Origin of the sequence: Streptomyces sp. HUAS CB01 (assembly GCF_030406905.1) — a bacterium.
GTDB lineage: Bacteria > Actinomycetota > Actinomycetes > Streptomycetales > Streptomycetaceae > Streptomyces > Streptomyces chengbuensis.
In genome coordinates this window covers 1,818,157-1,842,857 of record NZ_CP129137.1, presented here as the reverse complement: position 1 = coordinate 1,842,857, position 24,701 = coordinate 1,818,157, and the positions used below count along the sequence as shown (strand labels likewise).

General features: G+C 71.4%; 20 protein-coding genes and 1 tRNA gene. 11 read left to right on the top strand and 10 right to left on the bottom strand.

Annotated features, from left to right (window positions below; all coding sequences use genetic code 11):
* The first annotated feature begins 79 nt into the window (after positions 1-79).
* Positions 80-850, top strand: a complete 771-nt coding sequence (locus QRN89_RS08245) for a S1 family peptidase (RefSeq protein WP_290348692.1) — start codon at positions 80-82, stop codon at positions 848-850.
* Between the two features lie 68 nt (positions 851-918).
* Here the strand turns inward: QRN89_RS08245 and QRN89_RS08240 are convergent, their stop codons facing one another.
* A complete protein-coding gene (locus tag QRN89_RS08240) occupies positions 919-2,841 on the bottom strand; it encodes a glycoside hydrolase family 35 protein (RefSeq protein ID WP_290348691.1) in 1,923 nt (640 codons plus the stop codon).
* Between the two features lie 176 nt (positions 2,842-3,017).
* Here QRN89_RS08240 and QRN89_RS08235 point away from each other — a divergent pair, with 176 nt between their 5' ends.
* The 5 genes from QRN89_RS08235 to QRN89_RS08215 all read left to right on the top strand — a co-directional run bounded on the left by QRN89_RS08235 (position 3,018) and on the right by QRN89_RS08215 (position 10,579).
* The gene (locus tag QRN89_RS08235; protein WP_290348690.1) at positions 3,018-3,905 is read left to right on the top strand and encodes a helix-turn-helix domain-containing protein; all 888 of its coding nucleotides are present in this window, start codon (positions 3,018-3,020) and stop codon (positions 3,903-3,905) included.
* Positions 3,906-3,916: 11 nt separating this feature from the next.
* The gene (locus QRN89_RS08230; RefSeq protein WP_290348689.1) at positions 3,917-4,252 is read left to right on the top strand and encodes a chorismate mutase; all 336 of its coding nucleotides are present in this window, start codon (positions 3,917-3,919) and stop codon (positions 4,250-4,252) included.
* A 52-nt stretch (positions 4,253-4,304) separates the two neighbouring features.
* On the top strand, positions 4,305-6,794 hold the full coding sequence (gene pepN / locus QRN89_RS08225) for an aminopeptidase N (protein WP_290348688.1): 2,490 nt from the start codon (positions 4,305-4,307) through the stop codon (positions 6,792-6,794).
* A gap of 921 nt (positions 6,795-7,715) precedes the next feature.
* Complete coding sequence (locus QRN89_RS08220) at positions 7,716-9,134, top strand: pyridoxal phosphate-dependent decarboxylase family protein (RefSeq protein ID WP_290348687.1); 1,419 nt, start codon at positions 7,716-7,718, stop codon at positions 9,132-9,134.
* Entirely contained in the window at positions 9,131-10,579 is a 1,449-nt protein-coding gene (locus QRN89_RS08215) for a lysine N(6)-hydroxylase/L-ornithine N(5)-oxygenase family protein (RefSeq protein WP_290348686.1), read from the top strand. The genes QRN89_RS08220 and QRN89_RS08215 overlap by 4 nt, the downstream gene beginning before the upstream one ends.
* Positions 10,580-10,585: 6 nt before the next feature.
* On the opposite strand, the gene QRN89_RS08210 is transcribed toward QRN89_RS08215, so the two are convergent.
* Positions 10,586-12,379, bottom strand: coding sequence for a bifunctional metallophosphatase/5'-nucleotidase (locus tag QRN89_RS08210; RefSeq protein ID WP_290348685.1), 1,794 nt, complete (start codon positions 12,377-12,379; stop codon positions 10,586-10,588).
* Between the two features lie 111 nt (positions 12,380-12,490).
* Between QRN89_RS08210 and QRN89_RS08205 the strand changes: the two genes are divergently transcribed.
* The 4 genes from QRN89_RS08205 to QRN89_RS08190 all read left to right on the top strand — a co-directional run bounded on the left by QRN89_RS08205 (position 12,491) and on the right by QRN89_RS08190 (position 16,172).
* Positions 12,491-13,204, top strand: coding sequence for an SIMPL domain-containing protein (locus QRN89_RS08205; protein ID WP_290348684.1), 714 nt, complete (start codon positions 12,491-12,493; stop codon positions 13,202-13,204).
* A 139-nt stretch (positions 13,205-13,343) separates the two neighbouring features.
* Positions 13,344-14,780, top strand: a complete 1,437-nt coding sequence (gene pyk, locus QRN89_RS08200; protein ID WP_290348683.1) for a pyruvate kinase — start codon at positions 13,344-13,346, stop codon at positions 14,778-14,780.
* Between the two features lie 139 nt (positions 14,781-14,919).
* Complete coding sequence (locus QRN89_RS08195; protein ID WP_290348682.1) at positions 14,920-15,507, top strand: hypothetical protein; 588 nt, start codon at positions 14,920-14,922, stop codon at positions 15,505-15,507.
* 26 nt (positions 15,508-15,533) lie between these two features.
* Positions 15,534-16,172, top strand: coding sequence for a hypothetical protein (locus tag QRN89_RS08190; protein WP_290348681.1), 639 nt, complete (start codon positions 15,534-15,536; stop codon positions 16,170-16,172).
* A gap of 30 nt (positions 16,173-16,202) precedes the next feature.
* Here the strand turns inward: QRN89_RS08190 and QRN89_RS08185 are convergent, their stop codons facing one another.
* Both QRN89_RS08185 and QRN89_RS08180 read right to left on the bottom strand, forming a co-directional pair.
* On the bottom strand, positions 16,203-16,985 hold the full coding sequence (locus tag QRN89_RS08185; RefSeq protein ID WP_290348680.1) for a transcriptional regulator: 783 nt from the start codon (positions 16,983-16,985) through the stop codon (positions 16,203-16,205).
* Positions 16,986-17,094: 109 nt separating this feature from the next.
* Positions 17,095-17,169: transfer RNA gene (locus QRN89_RS08180), tRNA-Leu, on the bottom strand.
* A gap of 99 nt (positions 17,170-17,268) precedes the next feature.
* Here QRN89_RS08180 and QRN89_RS08175 point away from each other — a divergent pair.
* Complete coding sequence (locus tag QRN89_RS08175) at positions 17,269-17,934, top strand: ANTAR domain-containing response regulator (protein WP_290348679.1); 666 nt, start codon at positions 17,269-17,271, stop codon at positions 17,932-17,934.
* A 106-nt stretch (positions 17,935-18,040) separates the two neighbouring features.
* Here the strand turns inward: QRN89_RS08175 and QRN89_RS08170 are convergent, their stop codons facing one another.
* The 6 genes from QRN89_RS08170 to QRN89_RS08145 form a co-directional block, all read right to left on the bottom strand.
* Positions 18,041-18,757, bottom strand: coding sequence for an ABC transporter ATP-binding protein (locus tag QRN89_RS08170; RefSeq protein WP_290348678.1), 717 nt, complete (start codon positions 18,755-18,757; stop codon positions 18,041-18,043).
* Positions 18,757-19,902: an ABC transporter ATP-binding protein gene (locus tag QRN89_RS08165; protein WP_290348677.1), complete on the bottom strand. Its 1,146-nt coding sequence runs from the start codon at positions 19,900-19,902 to the stop codon at positions 18,757-18,759. Before QRN89_RS08165 ends, QRN89_RS08170 begins: the two co-directional genes overlap by 1 nt.
* A 2-nt stretch (positions 19,903-19,904) precedes the next feature.
* Positions 19,905-21,731 carry a branched-chain amino acid ABC transporter permease gene (locus QRN89_RS08160; protein WP_290348676.1) on the bottom strand — a complete coding sequence of 609 codons (1,827 nt, stop codon included), beginning with the start codon at positions 21,729-21,731 and terminating at the stop codon, positions 19,905-19,907.
* Positions 21,732-21,736: 5 nt separating this feature from the next.
* The gene (locus tag QRN89_RS08155; RefSeq protein WP_290348675.1) at positions 21,737-22,666 is read right to left on the bottom strand and encodes a branched-chain amino acid ABC transporter permease; all 930 of its coding nucleotides are present in this window, start codon (positions 22,664-22,666) and stop codon (positions 21,737-21,739) included.
* Positions 22,667-22,759: 93 nt separating this feature from the next.
* Positions 22,760-23,992 (bottom strand): branched-chain amino acid ABC transporter substrate-binding protein, encoded by a 1,233-nt coding sequence (locus QRN89_RS08150; protein ID WP_290348674.1) that lies wholly within the window; start codon positions 23,990-23,992, stop codon positions 22,760-22,762.
* Between the two features lie 213 nt (positions 23,993-24,205).
* Positions 24,206-24,673, bottom strand: coding sequence for a Tat pathway signal sequence domain protein (locus QRN89_RS08145; protein WP_290348673.1), 468 nt, complete (start codon positions 24,671-24,673; stop codon positions 24,206-24,208).
* Between the last annotated feature and the right edge of the window lie 28 nt (positions 24,674-24,701).

The following is a 24,701-nucleotide window of genomic DNA, read 5'->3' as shown; positions in this document are numbered from 1 at the left end:
TTGACGGGCTCATGTCACTACCCATGGCAGGGGCCCGCTCGCGCGCACGCGTCAACCCCCCACGAAAGAAGGCAGACCCTTGAACAAGTTCGTTCGCGCCCTTCAGAGATGCGCGGCCGTCGGTGCCGTCGTCCTCGCGGCCGTCAGCCTCCAGCCCACCTCCGCCACCGCCGCCGCCCCGCCCGTCGTCGGCGGAACCCGCGCCGCCCAGGGCGAGTTCCCCTTCATGGTCCGGCTCTCCATGGGCTGTGGCGGGTCGCTGCTCACCCAGCAGATCGTCCTCACCGCCGCCCACTGCGTGGGATCCTCCGGCAACAACACCAGCATCACCGCCACCGCCGGTGTCGTGGACCTCCGGAGCTCCAGCGCCATCAAGGTCCGGTCCACCAAGGTCCTTCGGGCCCCCGGCTACAACGGCGACGGCAAGGACTGGGCGCTGATCAAGCTCGCCCAGCCGATCAACCTGCCGACGCTGAAGATCGCCGAGACGACCGCGTACAACAACGGCACCTTCACCGTCGCCGGCTGGGGTGCGGCCCGTGAGGGCGGCGCCCAGCAGCGCTACCTGCTCAAAGCACAGGTCCCCTTCGTCTCCGACGCCTCCTGCCTCCAGTCCTACCCGAACCTGATCGCGGGCGAGGAGATCTGCGCGGGCTTCACCGAGGGCGGCGTCGACACCTGCCAGGGCGACTCCGGCGGCCCCATGTTCCGCCGCGACAACGCCGGCGCCTGGATCCAGGTCGGCATCGTCAGCTGGGGCCAGGGCTGCGCGCGGCCCGACTACCCCGGTGTCTACACCGAGGTCTCCACCTTCGCCTCCGCGATCAAGTCCGCCGCGGCGACGCTCTGACCCCGCCGGGCGGCCCTTGCGCCGCACCGGCCGCGCACTGAACCCCTGAGCGCGGCGGGGGAGACCCGTCACCCCAGGCGTACGTCCTCCCCGCCGCGTTCCAGCTCCAGCACCCACACCTCGTTCACCCCCGCGCGAAGCACCGGACCCGGTACGAACAGCGACTCCTGCGGCCCCGCCGACCAGTAGCGGCCCAGGCAGAAGCCGTTCACCCAAACGAACCCCCGTGTCCAGCCCGGCAGTTCGAGCGCCGCGTCCCCCGGAGCGGCGACCTCGGCCACCGCCCGGTACAGCCCGGGCTCACCACCGCCCGCGCTCCCGGAGCCCGGCCCGCAGCCGGGCCCCACCGCGCCGGCGCCTTCGGCCCCCGCGCTCCTGGTCCCCGTGCTCCTGGGGCGGCCCACCGCACCGGCGCCTTCGGCCCCCGCGACCGCGCCCGCGCTCCCCGTCCCGCCCGCGCCCCCGGCCCCCGCCGGTGCGTCCGCCGCCCCCCGCCCCACAGGGCGGAAGGCGACCTTCGCGCCGCCCTCACCGATCGCGTCCAGCCGCAGCCCCCGCGCCCGGAAGCCGTGCAGATACTGCCGCTCGTGCCGCACGCCGCCGGTGATGCCCTTCGGCTCCGCCAGCCGAGGCCCGTAGTTGACCCGGCCCAGCGACTCCACCCACAGCTCCACCGCCGCGGGCCCGGCGACCGGCTCCGCCAGCACGGCCTCCTCCGCCGCGAGCACCCCCGCCCGGACCCCGTCCACCGTCACCACCGCCACGTCCCGCAGCCCGCTCACCGACAGCGGGTACGGCCGGCGCGGCCCCGGCACGTCCACCCGGTACCGCACCAGACCCCGGTCCACGCCCAGTTCCTCGAACGTCGGCGGAACCGGCGCGGTGACCTCCTCGTCCCCGAGGACCTCCAGCACCTCCGCCAGCGGAACCCACCCGTCCACCACCGCGGCCACCGGGCACCCGATCCGCACCGGCGGCGCCGGCACCTCCGGCAGCGGCCCCTCCGCGTACCGCGCCAGCACCTCGCGGAACCGCCAGAACTTCTCCGTCGGCAACCCCGCCTCGTCCACCGGCGCGTCGTAGTCGTACGACGTCACCGTCCCGCGCAGCGCTCCGTCGTGCAGCTCGCCCGAACGGTTCGCGCCCGCCCAGCCACCGAAGTTCGAACCCCCGTGCGCCATGTAGAGGTTGACCGACGCCCCGCACTCCAGGACCTCCCGCAGCGCCTCCGCCGCCTCGCCCGGCTCCCGCACCGCCCGCCCCGCACCCCAGTGCTGGAACCAGCCGCACCAGAACTCCATGCACATCAGCGGACCCGACGGCCGGTGACGCCGCAGCGCGGCGAACGCCTCACGCGCATCCGACCCGAAGTTGACCGTCGCGAGCACCCCCGGCACCGAACCGCCCGTCAGCATGTGGTCCTCCGGCCCGTCCGAGGTGAACAACGGCACCGTCACCCCGCAGGCGTGCAGCAGCTCCACCACACGGCGCAGATACACCGCGTCCGAGCCGTAACTCCCGTACTCGTTCTCCGCCTGCACCATGACCACCGGGCCGCCCCGGTCGACCTGACGCGCCACCACCTGCGGCAGCAGCCGCCGGAACCAGCGCTCCACATGCCCCAGGAACTCCGCGTCGTCCGTCCGCACCCGCCGCCCCAGCGGACCCGTCACCCAGTGCGGAAGGCCCCCGTTCTCCCACTCCGCGCAGATGTACGGGCCCGGCCGCACGAGCGCCCGCATCCCGGCCGCCGCGACCTCGTCCAGGAACCGGCCCAGGGCCCCGACGTCCACGAACCGGCCCTGAGCCGGCTCGTGCAGATTCCACGGGACGTACGTCTCCACACAGCCGAGCCCCATCGCCCGCAGCATCGCCAGCCGGTGCCCCCACTGTTCCTCGTGCACCCGGAAGTAGTGCAGGGCCCCCGACAACAGCCGCACCGGCCGCCCGTCCAGCAGAAAATCCCCGTCACCGACCGCGAACCCATCCAACGCCCCGCCCTCTTCCACACGCCCGGCCGACAGACCGGCCCCACCGGGCGCCGGCACCGCGGCCGCCCTCTCCCGTACCCCGCGCGGCCACGATGGCCCCTGGCGGTACGACGGTCCATGGACAAAGATCGGCGCTGTTTGGACACAAACGGGATCCGGACCGGGAGGCCAGGCGGATGTACCACACCTGGATGCGCTACTTCACGCCCAGCCCCGTCCACCACCGGCTCGGCCTCGTCTGCCTCGGCGTCGGACTCCAGCACGGCGCCCTCCCCACCGTCGGCCCCCGCACCCTCGACCACCACGTCGCCGTACTGATCAGCGGCGGCGGCGGCTGGTACCGCGGCACCGACGGCAGACGCCTCACCGTCACGGCACCCGCCGTGCTCTGGCTCACCCCCGGCGTCCCCCACCACTACGCCCCCGACCCCGCCACCGGCTGGGACGAGAGCTTCGTCGACTTCGCCGGCCCGGCGACCGCCACCTACACCGAACTCGGCTACATCGAACCCGACCGGCCCGTCGTCCCCCTCTCCGACGCCGCGCCCGCCCGGGCCGCCGTCGGCCGCATAGCGCGCGCCGCCCGCCGCGGCAACCCCCTCCTCGAGGTCGAGACCGGAGCCGCCGTCCACGAACTCCTCGTCGCCCTGCGCCGCGCCCGCGCCGACATCGGCCCCGACGGGGACCCCGTCCTCCAGGCCCTCGCCCGCGACGCCTTCAAGGCGCTGTCCGTCGCCGAGCACGCCGCCCGCCACGGCATGACCCCCGCCGAACTGCGCACCGCCGTACGCCGCGGCGCGGGCTGCAGCCCCAAGGACTACCTCCTGCGCATCCGGCTCGGCCGCGCCAAGGAACTCCTGGCCGCCACCGACCTCCCCGTCGCCGCCGTCGCCCGCCGCGTCGGCTACGACGACCCCGCCTACTTCTCCCGGCTGTTCACCCGCCGTGTCGGCACCGCCCCGATCCGCTTCCGCGAACAGCAGGGCCGCACCGTCCCCGGCGGCTGGAGCAACCGCATCCCTGATCCCGAACACCCCCCGACCATCCCCGCCCGCCCGACGTAAGCTCCCACCCCATGACCACCAGCAAGACGAGCGGCACCGACGACTCCGTCCTGGCCGAGCTCACCAGGCTGCGCGAAAGCATCGACAACATCGACGCCGCCGTCGTCCACATGCTCGCCGAGCGCTTCAAATGCACCCAGCAGGTCGGCCACCTCAAGGCCGAGCACCACCTCCCGCCCGCCGACCCGGCCCGCGAGGCCCGCCAGATCGCCCGGCTGCGGCAGCTCGCCGAGAACGCCAAACTCGACCCCGGCTTCGCCGAGAAACTCCTCAACTTCATCATCGCCGAGGTCATCCGCCACCACGAACAGATCGCCGACGCCCCCGGCACCACCGGAAAAGGCTGATCAACCCACATACCCCGTGTACGGGACCGGGGCCATCAGGCAGCATGGCCCCATGCCCGTACTCACGCACGACGAAGCGCAGACCCGAGCCCGGCTCCTGGACGTCCGCCGCTACTCGGTCGACCTCGACCTCACCGACAGCGAGACCTTCACGTCACGCACCGTGATCGGGTTCACCGCCCGCGCCGCCGGCGACACCTTCGTCGAGCTGAAGCCCGCCACCCTGCGCACGGCTACCCTCGACGGACGGCACCTCGACCCGGAGAAGCTCGTCGACAACCGGCTCCCGCTCACCGGGCTCACCGAGGGCGAGCACGAGCTGCGCGTCGAAGCCACCATGCACTACTCCCGTACCGGCGAGGGCATGCACCGCTTCACCGACCCCGCCGACGGCGAGACGTACGTCTACACCCAGCTCTTCCTCGACGACGTGCAGCGCGTCTTCGCCGCCTTCGACCAGCCCGACCTGAAGGCGGTCTTCGAACTGTCGGTGACCGCACCCGAGGGCTGGAGCGTCCTCGCCAACGGCGTCACCACCGACCACGGCGACGGCCGCTGGACCGCCGCCCCCACCCCCCGCATCTCCACCTACCTCGTCGCCGTCGCCGCCGGACCCTGGCACTCCGTACGCACCGAGCACCGCGGCCTCCCCTTCGGCATCCACTGCCGCCGCTCCCTCGCCCCCCACCTGGACGAGGACGCCGACGAGATCCTCGACATCACACGGCAGTGCTACGACCGCTACCACGAGAAGTTCGAGGAGCCGTACCCCTTCGACTCCTACGACCAGGCCTTCGTCCCCGAGTTCAACGCCGGCGCCATGGAGAACCCCGGACTCGTCACCTTCCGCGACGAGTTCGTGTACCGCTCCGCCGTCACCGACACCGAACGCCAGACCCGGGCCATGGTCATCGCCCACGAGATGGCCCACATGTGGTTCGGCGACCTCGTCACCCTCCGCTGGTGGGACGACATCTGGCTGAACGAGTCCTTCGCCGAGTACATGGGCTACCAGACCCTCACCGAGGCCACCCGCTTCACCGACACCTGGACGGACTTCGGCATCGGCCGCAAGTCCTGGGGCTACGACGCCGACCAGCGCCCCTCCACCCACCCCGTCGCCCCCGACCCGGACAAGGTCCCCGACACCGCCTCCGCGCTCCTCAACTTCGACGGCATCTCCTACGCGAAGGGCGCCTCCGCGCTCCGCCAGCTCGTCGCCTGGCTCGGCGAGAAGGACTTCCTCGCCGGCATCAACATCCACTTCGCACGCCACCGCTTCGGCAACGCCACCCTCGCCGACTTCATCGACTCCCTCGCCGAGGCCACCGACCGCGACGTGCACACCTGGGCCGCCGCCTGGCTGCGCACCACCGGCGTCGACACCCTCACCCCGCGGATCACCGCGGACAACGGCACCTGGCGCCTCGACGTCGACCAGGACGGCAGCCGCCCCCACCGCATCGCCGTCGGCGCCTACGACCGCGACCCCGTCGACGGCCGCGCGCTCGTCCTGCGCGAACGCTTCGAGATCGACGTCCCCCAGGGCGAGAGCGGCACCGTCCGCACCGGCCGCCGACCCGACCTCGTCGTCCTCAACGACGGCGACCTCACCTACGCCAAGATCCGCCTCGACGCCGCCTCCGAGGAACCGGCGCTGCGCGGCCTCTCCGGCATGCCTGACGCCCTCACCCGCGCCGTCGTCTGGAACAGCCTCCGCGACATGGTCCGCGACGGCCAGCTCGCACCCGCCGCCTACCTGGAGACCGCCCGCGCCCACCTCCCGCACGAACGCGACCTCGCCGTCGTCCAGGGCGTCCTCGCCTTCGCCGGCGCCCAGATCGCCGACCGCTTCCTCGCGCCCGGGGACCGCCCCGCCGCGCTCGCCCTGCTCACCGACCTCACCCGCGACCTCATCCGCCGCACCGAGGACGGCAGCCACCCCGACCTGCGGCTCACCGCCGTACGCCACTTCATCGACTCCGCCGCGCACCCCAACGGGCTCCACGACTGGCTCGCCGACGGCAGCGTCCCCGGCGGACCCGGCCTCGACGCCGAGCTCCGCTGGCGCGTCCTCGGCCGGCTCGCCGTCCTCGGCGCCACCGACGAGGCCCAGATCGCCGCGGAACTCGACCGCGACCCCAGCGCCACCGGGCAGGAAGGCGCGGCCCGCTGCCGCGCCGCACTGCCCACCCCGGAGGCCAAGGCCGCCGCATGGTCCCGGCTGTTCGAGACCGACGACCTCTCCAACTACGTCTTCGCCGCGACCGCGCAGGGCTTCTGGCAGCCCGAACAGGCCGAACTCGTCCGCGAGTACGTGCCGCGCTTCTTCCCCGCCGCCGTCGCCCTCGCGGACCGGCGAGGGCCCGCGATCGCGGAGGCGGCGGGCCGTCACGCCTTCCCGCTCCACGCCGTGGACGCGGAGACCCTGCGCCTCGGCGAGGAGTGCCTGCGCGAGGCGACGATGATCCCGCTGCTGCGGCGCAAGCTCGTCGACCAACTGGACGACCTGCGTCGGGCACTGGGAGTGCGTGGCGCGTAGGACGCCCCACCGCACACGGCCCGGGCGCACCGAACCCACCCGGGCCGTGGGTGGGAGGTGCGCCCGCCGGCCCGTCGCGGGAGTCCGCGTACGGACACGGGGGCCTGCGGCCCGGCGCGCGCAGCCCGTCCCCGTAACGCCCCCGCGCGGACGCGGCGGCCCGGCGGTCGGGGTCCCGGGGCACGGTACGTGCCCTGTGCGGGGACGGCCGGGCGTTGATCGTGGTCTCGGGCGGCACGGCAGGGGTCCTGCGGGGCACCGCTGCACGTCGAGCGTGACCGCGCGCGGGGGCGCCCCCGTCCCGCAGCCCTTCGTCCCGCAGCGCCCCGCCGAGCCACGGCCGGACGGTCGAGCGTGACCGCGTGCGGGGACGGCACGGGCCTCACGGCCGGGGCGCGCACCCGGTCCCGCAGTGCCCCGCGCAGGCCCCGCTGTACGTCGACGCCCCCGCGCGGGCACGGCACCGGTCCCACCCGGCCCGGGGCGCCCTCGTCCCGCAGCCCTTCGTCCCGCAGCGCCCCGCCGAGCCACGGCCGGACGGTCGAGCGTGACCGCGTGCGGGGACGGCACGGGCCTCACGGCCGGGGCGCCCTCGTCCCGCAGCCCCTCGTCCCGCCACTGCACAAGCCCCGCGGCCGTGCCGCGCACCCCGTCCCGCAGCCCCCCGCCCCGCCACGGCACAAGCCCCGCGGCCGCGCCGCGCACCCCGTCCCGCAACTCCCCGCGCGGGCACCGCCGTACGTCGCACGTGACCCCGTGCGGGCACACCACGGCCCCAACGGCCCACGACAGAAAACGCGTACCACTTTCGGGTTCGGATCGTTGAGCTCTGCGGGCAGTCCACCCCGACCCCGTACACCCTGGCGGGAGGCCCATCCGCGCCCCCGCAGGGCCAACGCCGACGCCCCCGAAGGACCCCGCATGACGACGCCGCCGCGCCTGACGTCGAGCCCGAACCCCGGTGGCGGGCTCCCGCCGCTCGCCGGAGGGATCGAGGGGCCCGACGCGCTGCGGCCCCTCCTCGGCGTGGTGCTGGACGCGCTCCGCGCGGGGGCCGTCGCGCGGGGCGGACCGCTGCCGCCCGGCGGGCCCGAACTCCTGACCGCGGCCGTGGCGGAGACCGTCGCCCCCGTGATCCCCGACCACGGCCGCGGCGCCGAGGAAGCGCTCCGCAGCCTCGTCGAGGCCGTCGCGTACGGAGCCGCCGACCCCGCCGACCCCCGGTGCGCCGCCCACCTCCACACCCCGCCCCTCGCGCTCGCCGTCGCCGCCGACCTGGCCGCGTCCGCGCTCAACCCGTCCCTGGACTCCTGGGACCAGGCCCCCGCCGCCTCCGCGCTGGAGGCCGAGGTGACCCGCGCCCTCGCCGCCGAGGTGTACCCCCGAGCCGCTCACCCCGACGCCCTCGTCACCACCGGGGGCACCGAGGCCAACCAACTCGCCGTCCTCCTCGCCCGCGAGCGCCACGGACCCGTCCGGATCGTCTGCGGGGCGGGCACCCACCACTCGGTGCGCCGATCCGCCTGGCTCCTCGGGCTGCCCGAGCCCGTGACCGTCCCCGCCCCGGACGGCACCACCGACCTCGCCGCCCTCGACGACGCCCTCACCGCCCTGCACGGCACCCCCGCGCTCGTCACGGCCACCGCCGGCACCACCGACGCCGGACTCGTCGACCCGCTCCCCGGCATCGCCGACCTCTGCGAACGCCACGGCGCCGAACTGCACGTCGACGCCGCCTACGGCGGCCCGCTGCTGTTCAGCTCCCGCCACCGGGACCTCCTGCGCGGCCTGGACCGCGCCCACTCCGTCACCCTCGACCTGCACAAACTGGGCTGGCAGCCGGTCGCCGCCGGCATCCTCGCCGTCCGCGACGGCGCCCGGCTCACCCCGCTCGCCCACACCGCCGACTACCTCAACCCGGACGACGACACCGAGGCCGGACTGCCCGACCTCCTCGGCCGCTCCCTGCGGACGACCCGCCGCCCCGACATCCTCAAGATCGCCGTGACCCTGCGGGCCCTCGGCCGCGACGGGCTCGCGGACCTCGTCGACCGCACCTGCGCCGCCGCCCGGGAGTGCGCCGACCTGATCGAGAAGCACCCCGCCCTGGAACTCCACCGCAGGCCCGAGCTGACCACGGTCCTCTTCCGCCCACGCGGCGCCGACGACGCAGCCGTCGCCGGCCTCCGCCGCCGGCTCCTGCACGACGGCCTCGCCGTCCTCGGCCGCGCCCACGCGGACGGCAGGCTCTGGCTCAAGGCCACCCTGCTCAACCCCCACACCACCGCGCACGCCCTCGACACCCTCATCGCACTCGTGGAAGGCAGCAGCACCCGATGACCGGCACGCCCGCCCATGGCGCCCCCCAGACCGACCGGCCGCACGACCTCGTGGGCATCGGCATCGGGCCCTTCAACCTCTCCCTCGCCGCCCTCGCCCACGGGCTGCGGACCGGGGACACCGCGGGCGGCCTCACCACCGCCTTCTACGACCAGCGCCCCTCGTTCCACTGGCACGCCGGCCTGCTCATCGACGGCACCACCCTCCAGGTGCCGTTCCTCGCCGACCTCGTCACCCTCGCCGACCCCGCCAGCCCCTGGTCCTTCCTCGGCTACCTCAAGGACCGCGACCGCCTCTTCCCCTTCTACTTCGCCGAGAAGTTCCACATCGAGCGCGCCGAGTACGACGCCTACTGCCGCTGGGTCAGCGACCGGCTGCCCGGCCTCCACTTCGGGCACCAGGTCGACGCCGTCCGCTGGAACCCGGAACGCTCCCTGTTCGAGGTCGACTTCACCCGGCTCGACGAGCACGGGGGAGCGGAGTCACTGGGCCGCGCCCACGCCCGCCACCTCGCCGTCGGCATCGGTACGGAACCCCACGTACCCGAATCCCTGCGACCCCTCGTCGACGCCCCCGGCGTCCCCGTGATCCACTCCGCCGACTACCTGGAGCACCGCGAACGCCTCCTCGCCGCCGGACACATCACCGTCATCGGCTCCGGCCAGTCCGGCGCCGAGATCTTCCTCGACGTACTGCGCGCCCGCCCCGCCGGCACCGAGCGGGTCCACTGGCTGGCCCGCACCGAGGCGTTCGCGCCCATGGAGTACTCCAAGCTCGGCCTGGAACACTTCACCCCCGACTACACCCGCTACTTCCACGCCCTGCCCGAGACCGTGCGGGACGACCTCGTCCCCCGCCAGTGGCAGCTCCACAAGGGCATCGACACCGACACCATCGCGGCCATCCACGAGGAGCTGTACCGGCGCACCCTGCGCACCGGCTGGCCCGACGCCGTCCTCACCCCCGGAGTGCGGGTCCGCACCGCCGGCCGCGTCGCCAGTACCAAGGTCGAACTCCACCTGGAACACCTCCAGCAGGGCACCCGCTCCCGGCTCACCACCGACGCCGTCGTCCTCGCCACCGGCTACCGCGAACGCCCCCTCGACCGGCTCCTCGTCGGCCTCGACCCGTACATGCGACGCGACGCCTCCCACCGGCCCCGCGTCGACGAACACTTCCGGCTCGTCCTCGACCCGGCCGTCACCGGCTCCGTCTACGTGCAGAACGCCGAGCGGCACACCCACGGAGTCGGCGCACCCGACCTCGGACTGGCCGCCTGGCGCAGCGCGACCATCCTCAACTCCCTCACCGGCAAGGAGCCCTACCCCCTGCCCCGGCGCACCGCCTTCACCAGCTTCGGCCTCGAACGGCACGAGGCGCCCGGCATTCCCGGCCAGGCGCCCCGTGCCACCCCGCTCGAGGAACGGCACCGGTCACGGCACTGAGCCGGCCTAGAAGACCGGAACACCGTCCCGGGTCAGCTTCCAGCCCACCGACGCGAACGCCGCCGGGTCCACCGTGCCCTTCGCCTGCACCCACTGGATGATCGTGTTGCGGATCTCGTCCGAGTTCGACCACAGCTGCCTGGCCTTGGCGACGTGCGGGAACGCACCGCCCCCGCTGGCCCGGTAGTTGTTCACCGCCAGCACGAACTGCGCCGCCGGGTCCAGCGCCGTGCCGTCGAACGCCAGGTTCACGATCCGCGCACCGGCCGGCTTCGCGATGTCGATCTCGTACGTCAGACCCGACACCGCGTCGTAGTTGTAGTCCGGAATGCCGTCGGCGTTCGTCAGCTTCGCCGTGTCCACCGGCGCCCCGGCCGGCGTCTGCACGTAGTACCGCGCCGAGTACTCCAGATAGTCCTTCAGCTGGGCACCGGTCATCAGCCGCGCCTCCAGCGTGTTCTCGAACGGGTACAGACCGGCCGCGTCCCGGATCGTCACCTGCCCCGCCGGGATCGCAGCCGTGCGCGAGAAGCACGACGCCTGCGACAGGACCGGCAGCGCCGCCCACTGCCCGCCCGCCAGCGCCGCCTTCACCGTCTCCGCCTGGACGTGGTTGATCAGGTCGATGATCGGCTCGTCCTTCCACGGCGCGTCCGCCGTGGCCATCGCCGCCGTGGACGTGCCGATGACCTGGTTGACGTACGCCACGACCTTCGCGTGCTCGTCCCCCAGCAGCTTCGTGATCCCCGGGTCCTCCGCGACCGAGTTGGAGTTGAGGACCTTCGCCCCCACCTTCGCCACCGCCCACCGGCCCCGCTCCCACACGAGGTCGAAGTCGAAGAGGGTCAGGCGCTGGCCCCACTTCAGCGGCTCGGACAGCACGACCGGCCGGCCCGTCTCCTTGTTGGTGACCGTGTACTCGGCGATCTCGGTGTGCGCGTGCCCCACGAGGATCGCGTCGATCCCCGGCACCTGCTCGGCCACCAGCGCCGCCGCGTTCTCGATGTACGGCAGCTGGTCGCCGTAGGAGGACGTCCCACTGGACCCGGAGTGCGCCGACACGATCACCACGTCCGCACCCATCGAGCGCAGCTTCGGCACCCACTTCGCCGCCTGCTCCTCCAGACCCGGGAACACCATCCTCCCGCTGACGTTGGCCTTGTCCCAGATCGCGATGCCCGGGTTCGTCAGCCCCAGCACCGCCACCCGCACATCCCGCCCGTGCGGCGTGCACAGCCGGTGCATGCTGTACGGCGGGAACGCGGGCAGCAGCGTCCTCGCGTCCAGCGCGTTGGCACCGAGCAGCGGGAAGTCGCACTGCTCCTGGAACTTGCGCAGCACCGGGATGCCGTAGTTGAACTCGTGGTTGCCGAGCGCGGCGGCGTCGTAGCCGATGGCGTTCATCGCCTGCGCCATGGGGTGCACCGGACCGCGGCGCGCGGTGATCGGGTCGACCTTGGCGTAGTAGTACGACAACTGGGTGCCCTGGATCGTGTCACCGGCGTCGATGAGGAGCGTGTTGCGCCTCCCCTTCTCCTCGCGCACCTGCTCGACCAGGGTGGAGATCTTCGCCAGTCCCACGTCGTTGTGGGCCTTGTCGTCGAACTCCCGGTCGGTGAAGTAGTCCCAGTTGAAGACGTTCCCGTGCAGGTCGGTCGTGCCCATCACGGTGAACGAGTACCGCTTCTCCCGCCCGCGACCGCCGTGGGCCGCGGCGGGGGCCGCGGCACCGCCCGCGACGGCGACCCCGGCCCCCGCGGCGGCCGAACGGCCCAGGAACGTCCTGCGATTGAGCGGCATGCGATCTCCCTCGTTCAAGTGACACTACGCGCGTGGAACGACGCGCGTAGAGTCTGGCGCAGGGGCGGCCCCGTGCGAAAGTGTCGGAGACCGATCGACCAGGGAGCCCGCATGACCAGCGACGCACCGACACCCGTCCCCCCTCCCTTCGGCACCCCCGAGACACCGAGGGTCGCCGTACGCGGCGAGGCCCGGTTGGAGGTCGACCCGGAGATCGCCAGGATCGGCATCACCGTCAGCGCACGCGGCACGGACCGCCGCAGCGCCCTCGACGACCTCACCCGCCGCAACGCCCAGGTCCTGGAACTCGCCAAGTCCTACGGCGACGCCGTCGAGAAGATCGAGACCGGCGCGTTCTCCATCAGCCCCGAACCGGCCCGGCACGGCCGCGGCGAACGCGTCCGCGCCTACCACGGCCGCGTCCACATCACCGCCGTCCTCGCCGACTTCACCGCCCTCGGCGAACTCACCACCCGCCTCGCGGACCTCGACCTCACCCGCGTCGACGGCCCCTGGTGGGCCCTGCGCCCCGACTCACCCGCCCACGGCGAGGCCCGCCGCCAAGCCGTCCTCGGAGCCGTCCAGCGGGCCCGCGAATACGCCGGCGCCCTCGGCGCACACCTCACCGCGCTGGTCGAACTCGCCGACCTCGGCGCCGAGACCCCCGCATCCCACGGAATGCCGCCGGGCGCCGGAGAACTGCGCTCCGCCGCGTTCGCCGCCGCCGCACCCGAATCCGCCCCGGCCCTTGATCTCGAGCCCCAGCGGCAGACGGTGTACGCCCAGGTCAATGCCCGCTTCACGATGACGCCCCCCGAGCTCTGACCCCGCCCGGAACGCCGAAATGCTCAGAAGAGCGCCCTCATGCACAATTCAATACTTGTCAATAAGGCTTCATCGAAAGGTTGTTGAGTAGTCACGCACGGCCAATTCTCTACCGGTGGGTAAGACGTAGGCTCGGACCATGCGCCGAGCAAAGATCGTCTGCACACTTGGGCCCTCCACCGACTCGTACGAGCAGATCAAGGCACTCGTGGACGCCGGAATGGACGTCGCCCGCTTCAACCTCAGCCACGGCACCTACGCCGACCACGAGGAGCGTTACCACCACGTCCGCAAGGCCTCCGACGAGACCGGCCGCAGCGTCGGCGTCCTCGCCGACCTTCAAGGCCCGAAGATCCGCCTCGGCCGCTTCCAGGAAGGCCCCGTACTCCTTGAACGCGGCGACGAATTCACCATCACCGTCGAACCCGTCGAAGGCGACCGCGACATCTGCGGCACCACCCACGCCGGACTCGCCTCCGACGTCACCCCCGGAGAACGCATCCTCGTGGACGACGGCCGCGTCTCCCTCGAAGTGACCGCCGTCGACGGCCCCCGCGTCCGCACCACCGTCGTCGAAGGCGGCGTGATCTCCGACCACAAGGGACTCAACCTCCCCGGAGTCGCCGTCTCCGTCCCCGCCCTCTCCGACAAGGACGTCGACGACCTCCGCTGGGCCATCAGAACCGGCGCGGACATCATCGCCCTCTCCTTCGTCCGCACCGCCCGGGACATCGAGGACGTCCACCGCATCATGGACGAGGAAGGCCGCCGCCTCCCCGTCATCGCGAAGATCGAGAAGCCCCAGGCCGTCGACAACATCGACGACATCGTCGCCGCCTTCGACGGCCTCATGGTCGCCCGCGGAGACCTCGGCGTCGAAATGCCCCTGGAACACGTCCCCCTCGTCCAGAAACGCGCGATCAAACTCGCCCGGCGCAACGCCAAACCCGTCATCGTCGCCACCCAGATGCTCGACTCGATGATCGAGAACTCGCGGCCCACCCGCGCCGAGGCCTCCGACGTCGCCAACGCCGTCATCGACGGCACCGACGCCGTCATGCTCTCCGGCGAGACCAGCGTCGGCAAACACCCCGTCGAAACCGTCCGCACCATGAGCCGCATCGTCGAAGCCGCCGAACAGGAGATCCTCGCCAAGGGCCTCCCGCCGCTCACCGAACGCAACAAGCCCCGCACCCAGGGCGGTTCCGTCGCCCGCGCCGCCGCCGAGATCGGCGACTTCCTCGGCGCCCGGTTCCTCGTCGCCTTCACCCAGTCCGGCGACACCGTCCGGCGCCTCTCCCGCTACCGCTCACCCATCCCCCTCCTCGCCTTCACCCCCGACCCCGCCACCCGCTCCCAGCTCAACCTCACCTGGGGCGTCGAGACCTTCCTCGGCCCCCGCGTCGAATCCACCGACGCGATGGTCGCCCAGGTCGACGAGGAACTCCTCCGCATCGGCCGCTGCGAGCGCGGCGACACCGTCGTCATCACCGCCGGATCCCCGCCCGGAGTCGCCGGATCCACCAACCTCGTACGCGTCCACCACATCGGCGAGGACGACACCCCACGCCCCTGAGAGCGCACCCGCCCGCGAACGCGCACGGGACGGGACGGGAACGACCGAGTGTTTGTACGGACAGGTCCTGGGCAGTCGGCCCCACAAGAGGCCCCGACAACAGGGCCCCCGCCGACAACGGACACACGCGGAGGTCCGGATGTCCACAGGAACACTCATCGCCATCATCGTCACGATCGTGGTCGTCCTGCTCCTCATCGCGGTGGGCGCATGGCTGGTCACACGCCGACGCCACCACCTCAAAGAGCGCTTCGGCCCCGAGTACGACCGCACCGTCGAATCCGGTGACAGCAAACGCGCCGCCGAGCGCGAACTGCGCTCCAGGGAACAACGACACCGCGACCTCGACATCCGCGAACTGCCCGCGGAAGCCAGGGACCGCTACAGCGCGGAATGGAACGGCGTCCAGGAACGCTTCGTCGACGAGCCCTCGCGGTGCGTCGACGACGCCGACCGGCTCGTCACCCGGCTCATGGGCGACCGCGGCTACCCCACGGAAGGCTACGAGCAGCAACTCCGGGACCTCTCCGTCGAACACGGGAACACCCTGGAGCACTACCGCGCCGCCCACGACGTCGGTCTGCGCAACAGGGAAGGCCGCGCGACCACCGAGGAACTGCGCGGAGCCATGGTGCACTACCGCGCCCTCTTCCAGGAGCTGCTCGGCGACCCGCACAGCAGCCAGGGCCCGGCCACCGACACCCGACGACGTCACGACGCCGCCTGACACCGCGACGTACGAGGTGAGTTGACATGCGAGACCGCAGGACCACGCACGACACGACCAGGAGCGGCCTCACCACCGATGACCTGGCACACCCCCGAACCGGCGCCGCGCCAGAGGAGAACGACACCGGCGACCGCCCGCCGCCCACCTTCCCCGGCGAGGCGACGGACCTGCCCGGCAACAGGCCCCCGGAACGCCGGGACCGCCCGGCAGAACCCTCCGGCGCCGAGGCGCCGGCCGGACGCGGGGCCGCGACGGACCGGGAACCCTCACCCGACACCGAACGCACACCGGACACGGAAGCCGCACCGGACATGCAAGCGGCACCGGAGGCTGAAGCCGGCGCGGAACCCGCCGCCCCCGCAGCCACGGAGGGGCGACCCGCGTCCGAGCACGGCACGCCCCTGATCGCCGGTGAGGACGCCGAGAGCTACCGGGACCGCTGGCAGCAGATCCAGACGAACTTCGTCGACGACCCCCGCGACTCCGTCCGCGCCGCCGACTCCCTCGTCGCCGACGTGATCCAGTCCCTCGCGGCGACGTTCGCCGACCACAAGCAGGACCTCGAGTCCCAGTGGAGCCGCGGCGAGGACACCCAGACCGAGGAGCTCCGCCTCGCCCTTCAGCACTACCGGGTCTTCTTCAACCAGCTCCTCGACGCCTGACCCGACCCTCGGACGCGCACATCGGCCCGCTCAGTACTTGGGCCCGATGTGCGCGTCCATGAGGGCGACGGACGCGCGCCGGGCGACGGACACCGTCACGGCGGCGCGCTTCTGGTGGAGCGTCCTCCACTCGACACCGAGTCGGTCGAGCGTGTCCGTGAACAGCCTCACGATGTCGGTGGACGTGTTGGTGAAGAAGTAGCGCGGGTACTCGTAGCGCCTGCGCTCTCCCCGGACGACGCGGGTGGTCCAGTTGGTGACACGGCAGCCGTCGGAGTGGATCAGACCTCGTACGAACTCCCACGGGTGGGCGTGGACGATGCGTGCCTGCCAGGCCTCGAGAACGATCGGCCGTTCGTGTTTCCTGCCCCGGCCGTGCTGCGGAAAGAGGCATGTCCAGTGCCGTCCGTAGCTCGTGACCATGACGCACCCCTGCTTCTGCAGGAGGTAGGCCGAGTCCTCCGGCCGCACGGAAGTGATCGCCGTGCGGCAGGCGTCGATCAATCCGGGCCAGGCGTCGGCGCACGCGATCCGCAGCTGGTGGCCGCCTTTCGGATGGGCGCTGATGCATCCGTCGCCGAGGTACAGCCCCAGGAGGTAGGCGTAGGCGGCGGTGTCCTCGGGATCCGTCGGCTGGGGACGGCACCGCGGACAAGGGGCTGCCTGGCCGAGCAGACGGGGGAGCGGTTCGATCCGCACCTGCCAGGCCCGGATCGCTGCTCGCGAGATGCCGGTTTCCTTGCTGACGGAGTTCAGGCTGCGACCGGTGGCGATCAGCGCCAGTGCATGCTCGCGCACGCCGATGTCGTACATGCGGGCGAGATTGGCTTGTCCGGCCGAGTGGAGGTGAAGGCTCAGACCATTTTCACGAGGTCGAGTGATTTTCCGGAATCAGATGGCGACCATGGAAATGAAGGAAAAGTGCCCCGGGTCGGACTCGAACCGACACTGTATGGGTTTTGAATCCATTGCCTGCTGCCAATTGGGCTACCGGGGCCAGCGGAATCGAAGGTTTCCCCCGACCCTCTGCGCGTCCACCATACCGCAGCTAGGTAGGCTCATGGGCAGCAGTACGTGTCCGCAACGAGGAGCTCCCGTGACCGCCCCCGAGTCGCCCCAGCCCGTCGCCGACGACGGCAACGCGTCGCACGTCCCCCCGATGACGACCCGCGTCGTCATCGCAGAGGACGAGGCCCTCATCCGCCTCGACCTGAAAGAGATGCTCGAGGAAGAGGGCTACACGGTCGTCGGAGAGGCCGGGGACGGCCAGCAGGCCGTGGAGCTCGCCCGGGAGCAGCGGCCGGATCTGGTGATCCTGGACGTGAAGATGCCGGTGCTCGACGGGATCTCCGCCGCGGAGAAGATCGCGGAGGAGTCCATCGCGCCGGTCCTGATGCTGACCGCGTTCTCCCAGCGTGATCTCGTCGAGCGTGCTCGGGACGCCGGGGCGATGGCGTACCTGGTGAAGCCGTTCAGCAAGAGCGACGTGGTGCCGGCCATCGAGATGGCGGTGTCGCGGTTCGCGGAGTTGCGGGCGCTGGAGCAGGAGGTCGCGGATCTCGCCCAGCGGCTGGAGACGCGCAAGCTGGTGGACCGGGCGAAGAGCATTCTGCAGACGCAGTACGGACTGACGGAGCCGGCGGCGTTCCGGTGGATCCAGAAGACGTCGATGGACCGGCGGTTGTCGATGCAGCAGGTGGCGGAGGCGGTCATCGAGGACGCCGAGGAGAAGAAGGCCGCCAAGGGGCAGCACGAGAAGTAGTCCGGCGGCGGTCGGTCGCGGTGCGTGTGCGCCGGCGGGCGGCGGCCGTGGACGGAGGAGGCCCGCACCCCCCGAGGGTGCGGGCCTCCGGTGTTTCCGGGTGCGGTCAGTCCTCGCCGAGGTAGGCCTTGCGGACGGACTCGTCGTGGAGCAGGTCCTGTCCGCTGCCGGAGAGGACGATCTTGCCGATCTCCATGACGTGGCCGTGGTCGGCCAGGGAGAGCGCGGCCTGGGCGTTCTGCTCGACGAGCAGGATGGTGGTGCCCTGGGCCTTGAGCTCGGCGATGGTCGCCATGATCTTCTGCATCATGATCGGGGAGAGGCCCATGGAGGGCTCGTCGAGCATGAGCAGTTTGGGCTGGGACATGAGGGCCCGTCCCATGGCGAGCATCTGCTGCTCACCGCCGGAGAGCGTGCCGGCGGCCTGCTTCCTGCGTTCGCCCAGGATGGGGAAGAGGTCGTAGGCGCGCTGGACGTCCTTGGCGATGCCTTCCTTGTCGCTGCGGAGGAAGGCGCCGAGGAGGAGGTTGTCCTCGATCGTCATGCGCGGGAAGATGTGCCGGCCCTCGGGGGAGTGGGCGAGTCCGAGGGAGACGATCTGGTGGGCGGGGACCTTGCGCAGGGACCTGCCCATGAACTTGATCTGTCCGCCGACGGGCTTGATGAGCCCGGAGAGGGTGCGCAGGGTGGTGGTCTTGCCGGCGCCGTTGGTGCCGATGAGGGTGACGACCTCGCCCGCTTCGACCTTGAACGAGATGCCCTTGACGGCCTCGATCTTGCCGTAGGCGATGCGCAGGTCCTCGACCTCGAGAAGTGCGGTCATCAGTCGTTCTCCTTGCGGGTGCCGGAGGCCTGGGCGGTGTCGTCGTCACCGTCGTCGGTTGCTTCCGGCGCGTCGGCCCGGGGTGCGGCCGGTGCGTCGTCGGGTCCGTCGGTGCCGTCGCCGGCGTCGTCGGTCTCGGTCTCGTCGGCACCGGTCTCGTCGGCACCGGCCTCCGCGGCGGGTGCGTCGGTGGCCTCGTCCGTCTCGTCCGCGGTCGTCTCGTCCGCGGTCGTCTCGGCCCGGGCCGTCTCCGGCTCGGTCTCGGGCTCGGTCGTGGCGGCTTCGGCGGCGGCCTCGGCCTGGGCGACCTCCGCCGCTTCCTCCGCGCCGGGGGCGCCCTCGAAGGGCTCGCCGAGGTAGGCGGCGATGACGCGCTCGTCGTTCTGCACGGTCGCGCTGTCGCCCTCGATGAGCTTCTCGCCCTGGACGAGCACGGCGACCCGGTCGCAGAGGTTCATGATGAAGCGCATGTCGTGCTCGATGACGAGGACGGCGATGCCCATGTCGCGGATGGCGAAGACGAGTTCCTCGGTGGCCCGGGTCTCCTGCGGGTTCATGCCGGCGGTGGGCTCGTCGAGGAGGAGCAGTCCGGGCTCGCTGGCGAGTGCCCGGGCGATCTCCAGCTTGCGCTGCTCGCCGTAGGGCAGGTTGCGGGCGAGGTGCTCGGCCTTGCCGGCGAGGCCGACGAACTCGAGGAGTTCCATGGCCCGTTCCCGGGAGGCGGCTTCGGCCTTGTGGAAGCCGGGGCCGCGCAGGAGGGCCGACCAGAGGCCTTCCTTGGTCCGGGTGTGCCGGCCGACGAGGACGTTCTCCAGCACCGTCATGTTGTTGAAGAGACGGATGTTCTGGAAGGTACGGGCGATGCCGGCCGCGGTGACCTTGAAGGACTTCGGCGGCAGGACCGTGCCCTTGTACCGGACCTCTCCCTCGGTGGGGATGTAGAGGCCGGTGAGGCAGTTGAAGAAGGTGGTCTTGCCGGCTCCGTTGGGGCCGATGAGACCGACGATCTCGCCGCTCCTGACGGTGAGGTCGACGGAGCGCACGGCGGTCAGGCCGCCGAACCGCATGGTGACGCCGCGGGCGTCGAGGACCGGCTCACCGGTCGGCGTGGCGGCGGTGGCCTTCGTGATCGTGTCGGTGGTCATGTTCAGGCACCTGCCTTGGTGAGGGTGGCGGGCGCTTCCTCGTTCTCGTGGAACTCGAGCTGGCGGCGGCGGTTGGGGATGAGGCCCTCGGGGCGGAAGCGCATCAGCAGGACGAGCGCGACACCGAAGGCGAGCAGCTGGTATTCGCCGAGGAACTGCAGCTTGTTGGGGATGAGGAAGAGCAGTGCGCCGCCGACGAGCGGGCCGCTGATGGTGCCCATGCCGCCGAGGACGACCGCGGCGAGCAGGAACGCCGAGTTCGGCGGGACGACGTGGGCGAACTGGTACTGCTCGGGGGTCACGGTGTAGGTGACGTGGGCCTGGACGGTGCCGGCGAGGCCGGCGAGCGCGGCGCCGAGCGCGAAGGCGATCAGCTTGACGCGGAAGCCGTTGATGCCCATGGCGAGTGCGGCGGTCTCGTCCTCGCGGATCGCGATCCAGGCGCGTCCGATGCGGGACTCGGCGCTGCGCCGGAAGACGACGACCACGACCAGCGTGATGAGGAGCATCAGCAGGAAGTAGTTGGCGAAGCGGCCGATGGTGAACCCGGCGATGGTGTGCTCGGCGCCGAAGTCGAAGCCGAGGATCACGAGGTTCGGGATGGACGAGATGCCGTTGGAGCCGTTGGTGATGTCGGGGCCCGAGGTGCCGTCCATGTTCATGACGGCGATGCGGAAGATCTCACCGAAGCCGAGCGTCACGATGGCGAGGTAGTCGCCGCGCAGTCGCAGGGTCGGTGCGCCGATGAGCACACCGAAGATCATGGACGCGACGGCGCCGACGATGATGGCGCCCCAGAACGGCAGGTGGATGTCGAACGGGGACGACGGGGATCCGGACACCATGGCCGCGGCGTAGGCGCCGACGCCGAGGAAGGCGACGTAACCGAGGTCGAGGAGGCCGGTGAGGCCGACGACGATGTTGAGGCCCAGGGCGACGGTGGCGAAGATCAGGATGTTGACGCCGATGGTCGCGTACTGGTCGTCGGACTGGGTGAAGGGGAAGGCCGCGGCGGCGGCGAAGGCGCCGACCATGGCGACGTTGCGGTGCCGGGCCGCCAGGGCGGAGACCCGGGCGGCGAGCCCGGCCTTGCTGAGGGCCGCGAAGCCGAAGCCGGCGGTGATGAGGAAGCCGATGAACAGCTCGTCGTACTCGGTGCCGATGCCGTAGGTGAAGACGAGCAGTCCGAGTGCCAGGACGCCGGTGAGCACGAGGATCTCGGCGTAGGCGGGCAGCTTGCGGGCGGGTGCGGGGGTGCCGGCGGCGAAGGCGGCCTTGAAGACCGTCCACTGGTTGCCGGCGTTGTGCTTGAACTGGTCCGCGCCGGTGTCGAGCGGGTCGGCGGGGTCGAGTTCGGGGCGGTCGAACGGCAGCGCGAGCGCACCGACGAGCGCCACCAGGGTGGCGACGGCGGCGACGAAGCCGCCGGGCTCGAGGTTGACGAGGCCGCCGAGCGTGGTGCTGATCGCGATGACCGTGTACCAGGCGGTGGCGAAGGCGGCGAACGCGGACAGCTTGATCGCCGCGTCGGCGCCGGCGGGGGCGAGCCACCGCAGGCCCTTGACGCCGTACGACGCGAGGCCGAACAGGGCGGTGAGGGCGCCGCCGATGAGGACGAGCCACTGGAGTCCGCCGGGGTAGCCGTAGACGGTGAGGTCGCCGGGGAAGGCGGCGGTCCAGGTCCAGGCCGTGAAGGCGGAGAGCACGGTGAGCACGCCGCCTGCGGTGGCGGTGGCACGGGCGACGTTCGGCGGGAGGGCGATGAGTCCGGTGGGCGCCGTTGCCGCGGGGGTCTGCGGGGTCTCCGCGGTGGTGGTCTGAGTCGTCATGTTGATCACGCCCTGTCCGCGACGCGCTCGCCCAGCAGACCCTGGGGCCTGAAGAGCAGCACGAGGATGAGGAGTACGAACGCCCAGACGTCGGACCAGGACTGGCCGCCGAGCTGCTGCATACCGGGGATGTCGCTGATGTACGCGGTGGCCATGGTCTCGGCGACGCCGAGGGCCAGACCGCCGATCATGGCGCCGTAGATGTTGCCGATGCCGCCGAGGACGGCGGCGGTGAAGGCCTTGAGGCCGAGGAGGAAGCCCATCTTGAAGTTGATCTCGCCGTACTTGAGGCCGTAGGCGACGGCTCCGATGGCGGCGAACGCGGCTCCGAGGGCGAACGCGATCACGATGATGCGGTCGGTGTTGACGCCCATGAGCTTGGCGGTGTCGGGGTCCTGCGCGGTGGCCTGCATGCCGCGGCCGGTGCGGGTCTTCATGACGAAGTACCCGAGGATGGCCATGGAGACGGGGGCGGCGATCAGCAGGAAGATGTCACCGGGCTGGATGGTGATGCTGCCGAGGTGGTACGGGCCGCCCGGGAGCTCCGGGAAGGTGCGGGACGACTTCGCCTCCGGGTACCACGCCCATACGGCCTGCTGGAGGGCGAGGGAGAGTCCGATGGCGGTGATGAGCGGCGCGAGTCGTGGTGCGCCCCTCAGGGGGCGGTAGGCGAAGCGTTCCGCCCCGACCGCGATGGTGGTGGCGACCACGATGGCGCCGATGATCATGAGCGGCAGCGCCACCCACATGGTCGTGCCCGACGGGAGCATGAGCCAGACCGTGAGGGCACCGAAGCCTCCGGTCATGAAGATCTCGCCGTGGGCGAAGTTGATGAGCTGGACAATGCCATAGACCATCGTGTAGCCGATGGCGACGAGCCCGTACATCGATCCGAGTAGCAGGCCGTTGACCAGCTGTTGCGGCAGTTCGTTCACCGCAGGTCCTCCGAAGTCTTTCGCCGGATGTGACGCCGCGCGGGGCGCTTGTTGCTTGCGCCCCGCGCGGCCGTGAGTGTGTTGCGGTGAGGATCAGCCGGAGAACGTGCCCGACTTGACTGCCGCCCAGTTGCCGCCCTTGTACTGGTAGACGGTCAGCTGCTTGTTGGTGGCGTCGCCGAACTCGTCGAAGGCGACCTTGCCGGTGACGCCGTCGAAGGAGACGCCCTTCATGGCGTCGAGGACCTTGCTGCGAGCGTCCTCGGGCAGCTTGCCGCCGTTGTCGTCGACGACCTTCTTGACGGCCTCGATGATCGACCAGGCGGAGTCGTAGGAGTAGCCGCCGTAGGCCTCGTAGGCCTCCTTGTAGCCGCCGGCCTTGTAGTTCGCGACGAACTCCTTGGCGGACGGGAGGGTCTCGACGGGCGCGCCGACGGAGGTGGCGAGGTCGCCCTCACCCTCCTTGCCGGAGAGCTTGATGAAGTCGGCGCTGTAGATGCCGTCACCGCCGACGAGCGGGATCTTGGCACCGGCCTTCTTGATCTGCTTGCTCAGCGGGCCGGCGGCCGGGTACTCGCCGCCGTAGTAGACGACGTCCGCACCCGAGTTCTTGATCTTGGTGACGACCGCGGAGAAGTCCTTGGTCTCGGGGTTGACGTGGTCCTCGCCGGCGACCTTGCCGCCCAGCTTGGTGAACTCGGCCTTGAAGGTGGCCGCGAGGCCGGCGCCGTAGGTCTTCTTGTCGTCGACGACGAAGACCTTCTTCTTCTTGGCGTCGTTGAACAGGTACTGCGCGGCGAACGGGCCCTGGATGGCGTCCGTCGTGGCGGTGCGGAAGTACGAGTTGAACGGGCGCTTCTTGGTGCCGCCGTTCCAGTCGGGGCCCTGGGTGAGCGCCGGGTTGGTGTTGGCCGGCGAGACCTGGACGAGCTTGGCGTCGTCGAAGACCTTCTGCATCGACTCGGCGACGGAGGAGTTCAGCGGGCCGACGACGCCGAGGACGTTCTTGTCGGCGACGAGCTTGGTGGCGTTCTGCTGACCCGACGACGGCTGGGCCTGGTCGTCGAGCGCCTCGATCTTGAAGGTGACGCCCTTGACGTACTTCTTCTCGTTGGCCTGCTTGGCGGCGAGGTCCACGGAGTTCTTGATGCCGAGACCCAGCGCGGAGAGGTCGCCGGTCAGCGGCGCGTCGACACCGATGACCACGGTGGTGTCGCCACCGGCCGCCGAGTCTCCGCCCTTGTCGTCGCGCGAGCCACAGGCGGTAAGGGTGAGTGCCCCCGCAGCCAGAGCAGCGGTTATGGCTATGAGCGAACGTTGACGCACGAATCTGGTCCTTTCACCTGGCACGGCTGCTCCTCCGTGGAGCGCCGAGTCGAGCGCTGGAGCCTTACTGGCAAGGAATCCGGTGGCGCGGTGACTGGCGGTGACTCTAAGCGGCTAAATGGAAATTAAGCACTGGTCTGACTGATGCTGTGACGCTCTTGTTATCCCGAACGGATTTGCGGCATCGAGTGCATGACTGTTTCCCCATTTTGGTCATGACAGCCGTGGTGGTCGCTCGCAGTAGTCGGCCACGGCCCGTGCCAGGTCCCGGGCGTAGTGGTCGCCGAGGATGAAACTCTGGTCCTGTTTTGCGCGGGCATTACGGAGCGTTACATCCAGGAAAGGCAGTCCGGCATTTCGGGGTGCCCTTTTGCAGTCGCGCACGGCAACGGTGATCACTACGGTGCGGGTGGCCCCGGTTTCGACCGTGACGGGCGGGTTCGGGGAGGTCGTCAGGCCCAGCGCGGGGGACGGCTGGCGGACGCTCTCGACCGTCACCGGCGGTCCGGTGTCGACCCGGATCCTCAGCGAGAAGCGGAGCGCCCCGGCGGGGCGGCCCGGTGACGGGTCGGCGCCGCCGTACGCCACCGAAACCGCCTGGGCGGGCCAGGGCCCCGGGTCGGGGCGAGGGCGGGTGGCCCAGAGGAAGACGGAACCCGCCGCGACCGCGAAGGCGGTCACGGCGACGGCCGCCGCGCGTCGATGCCGG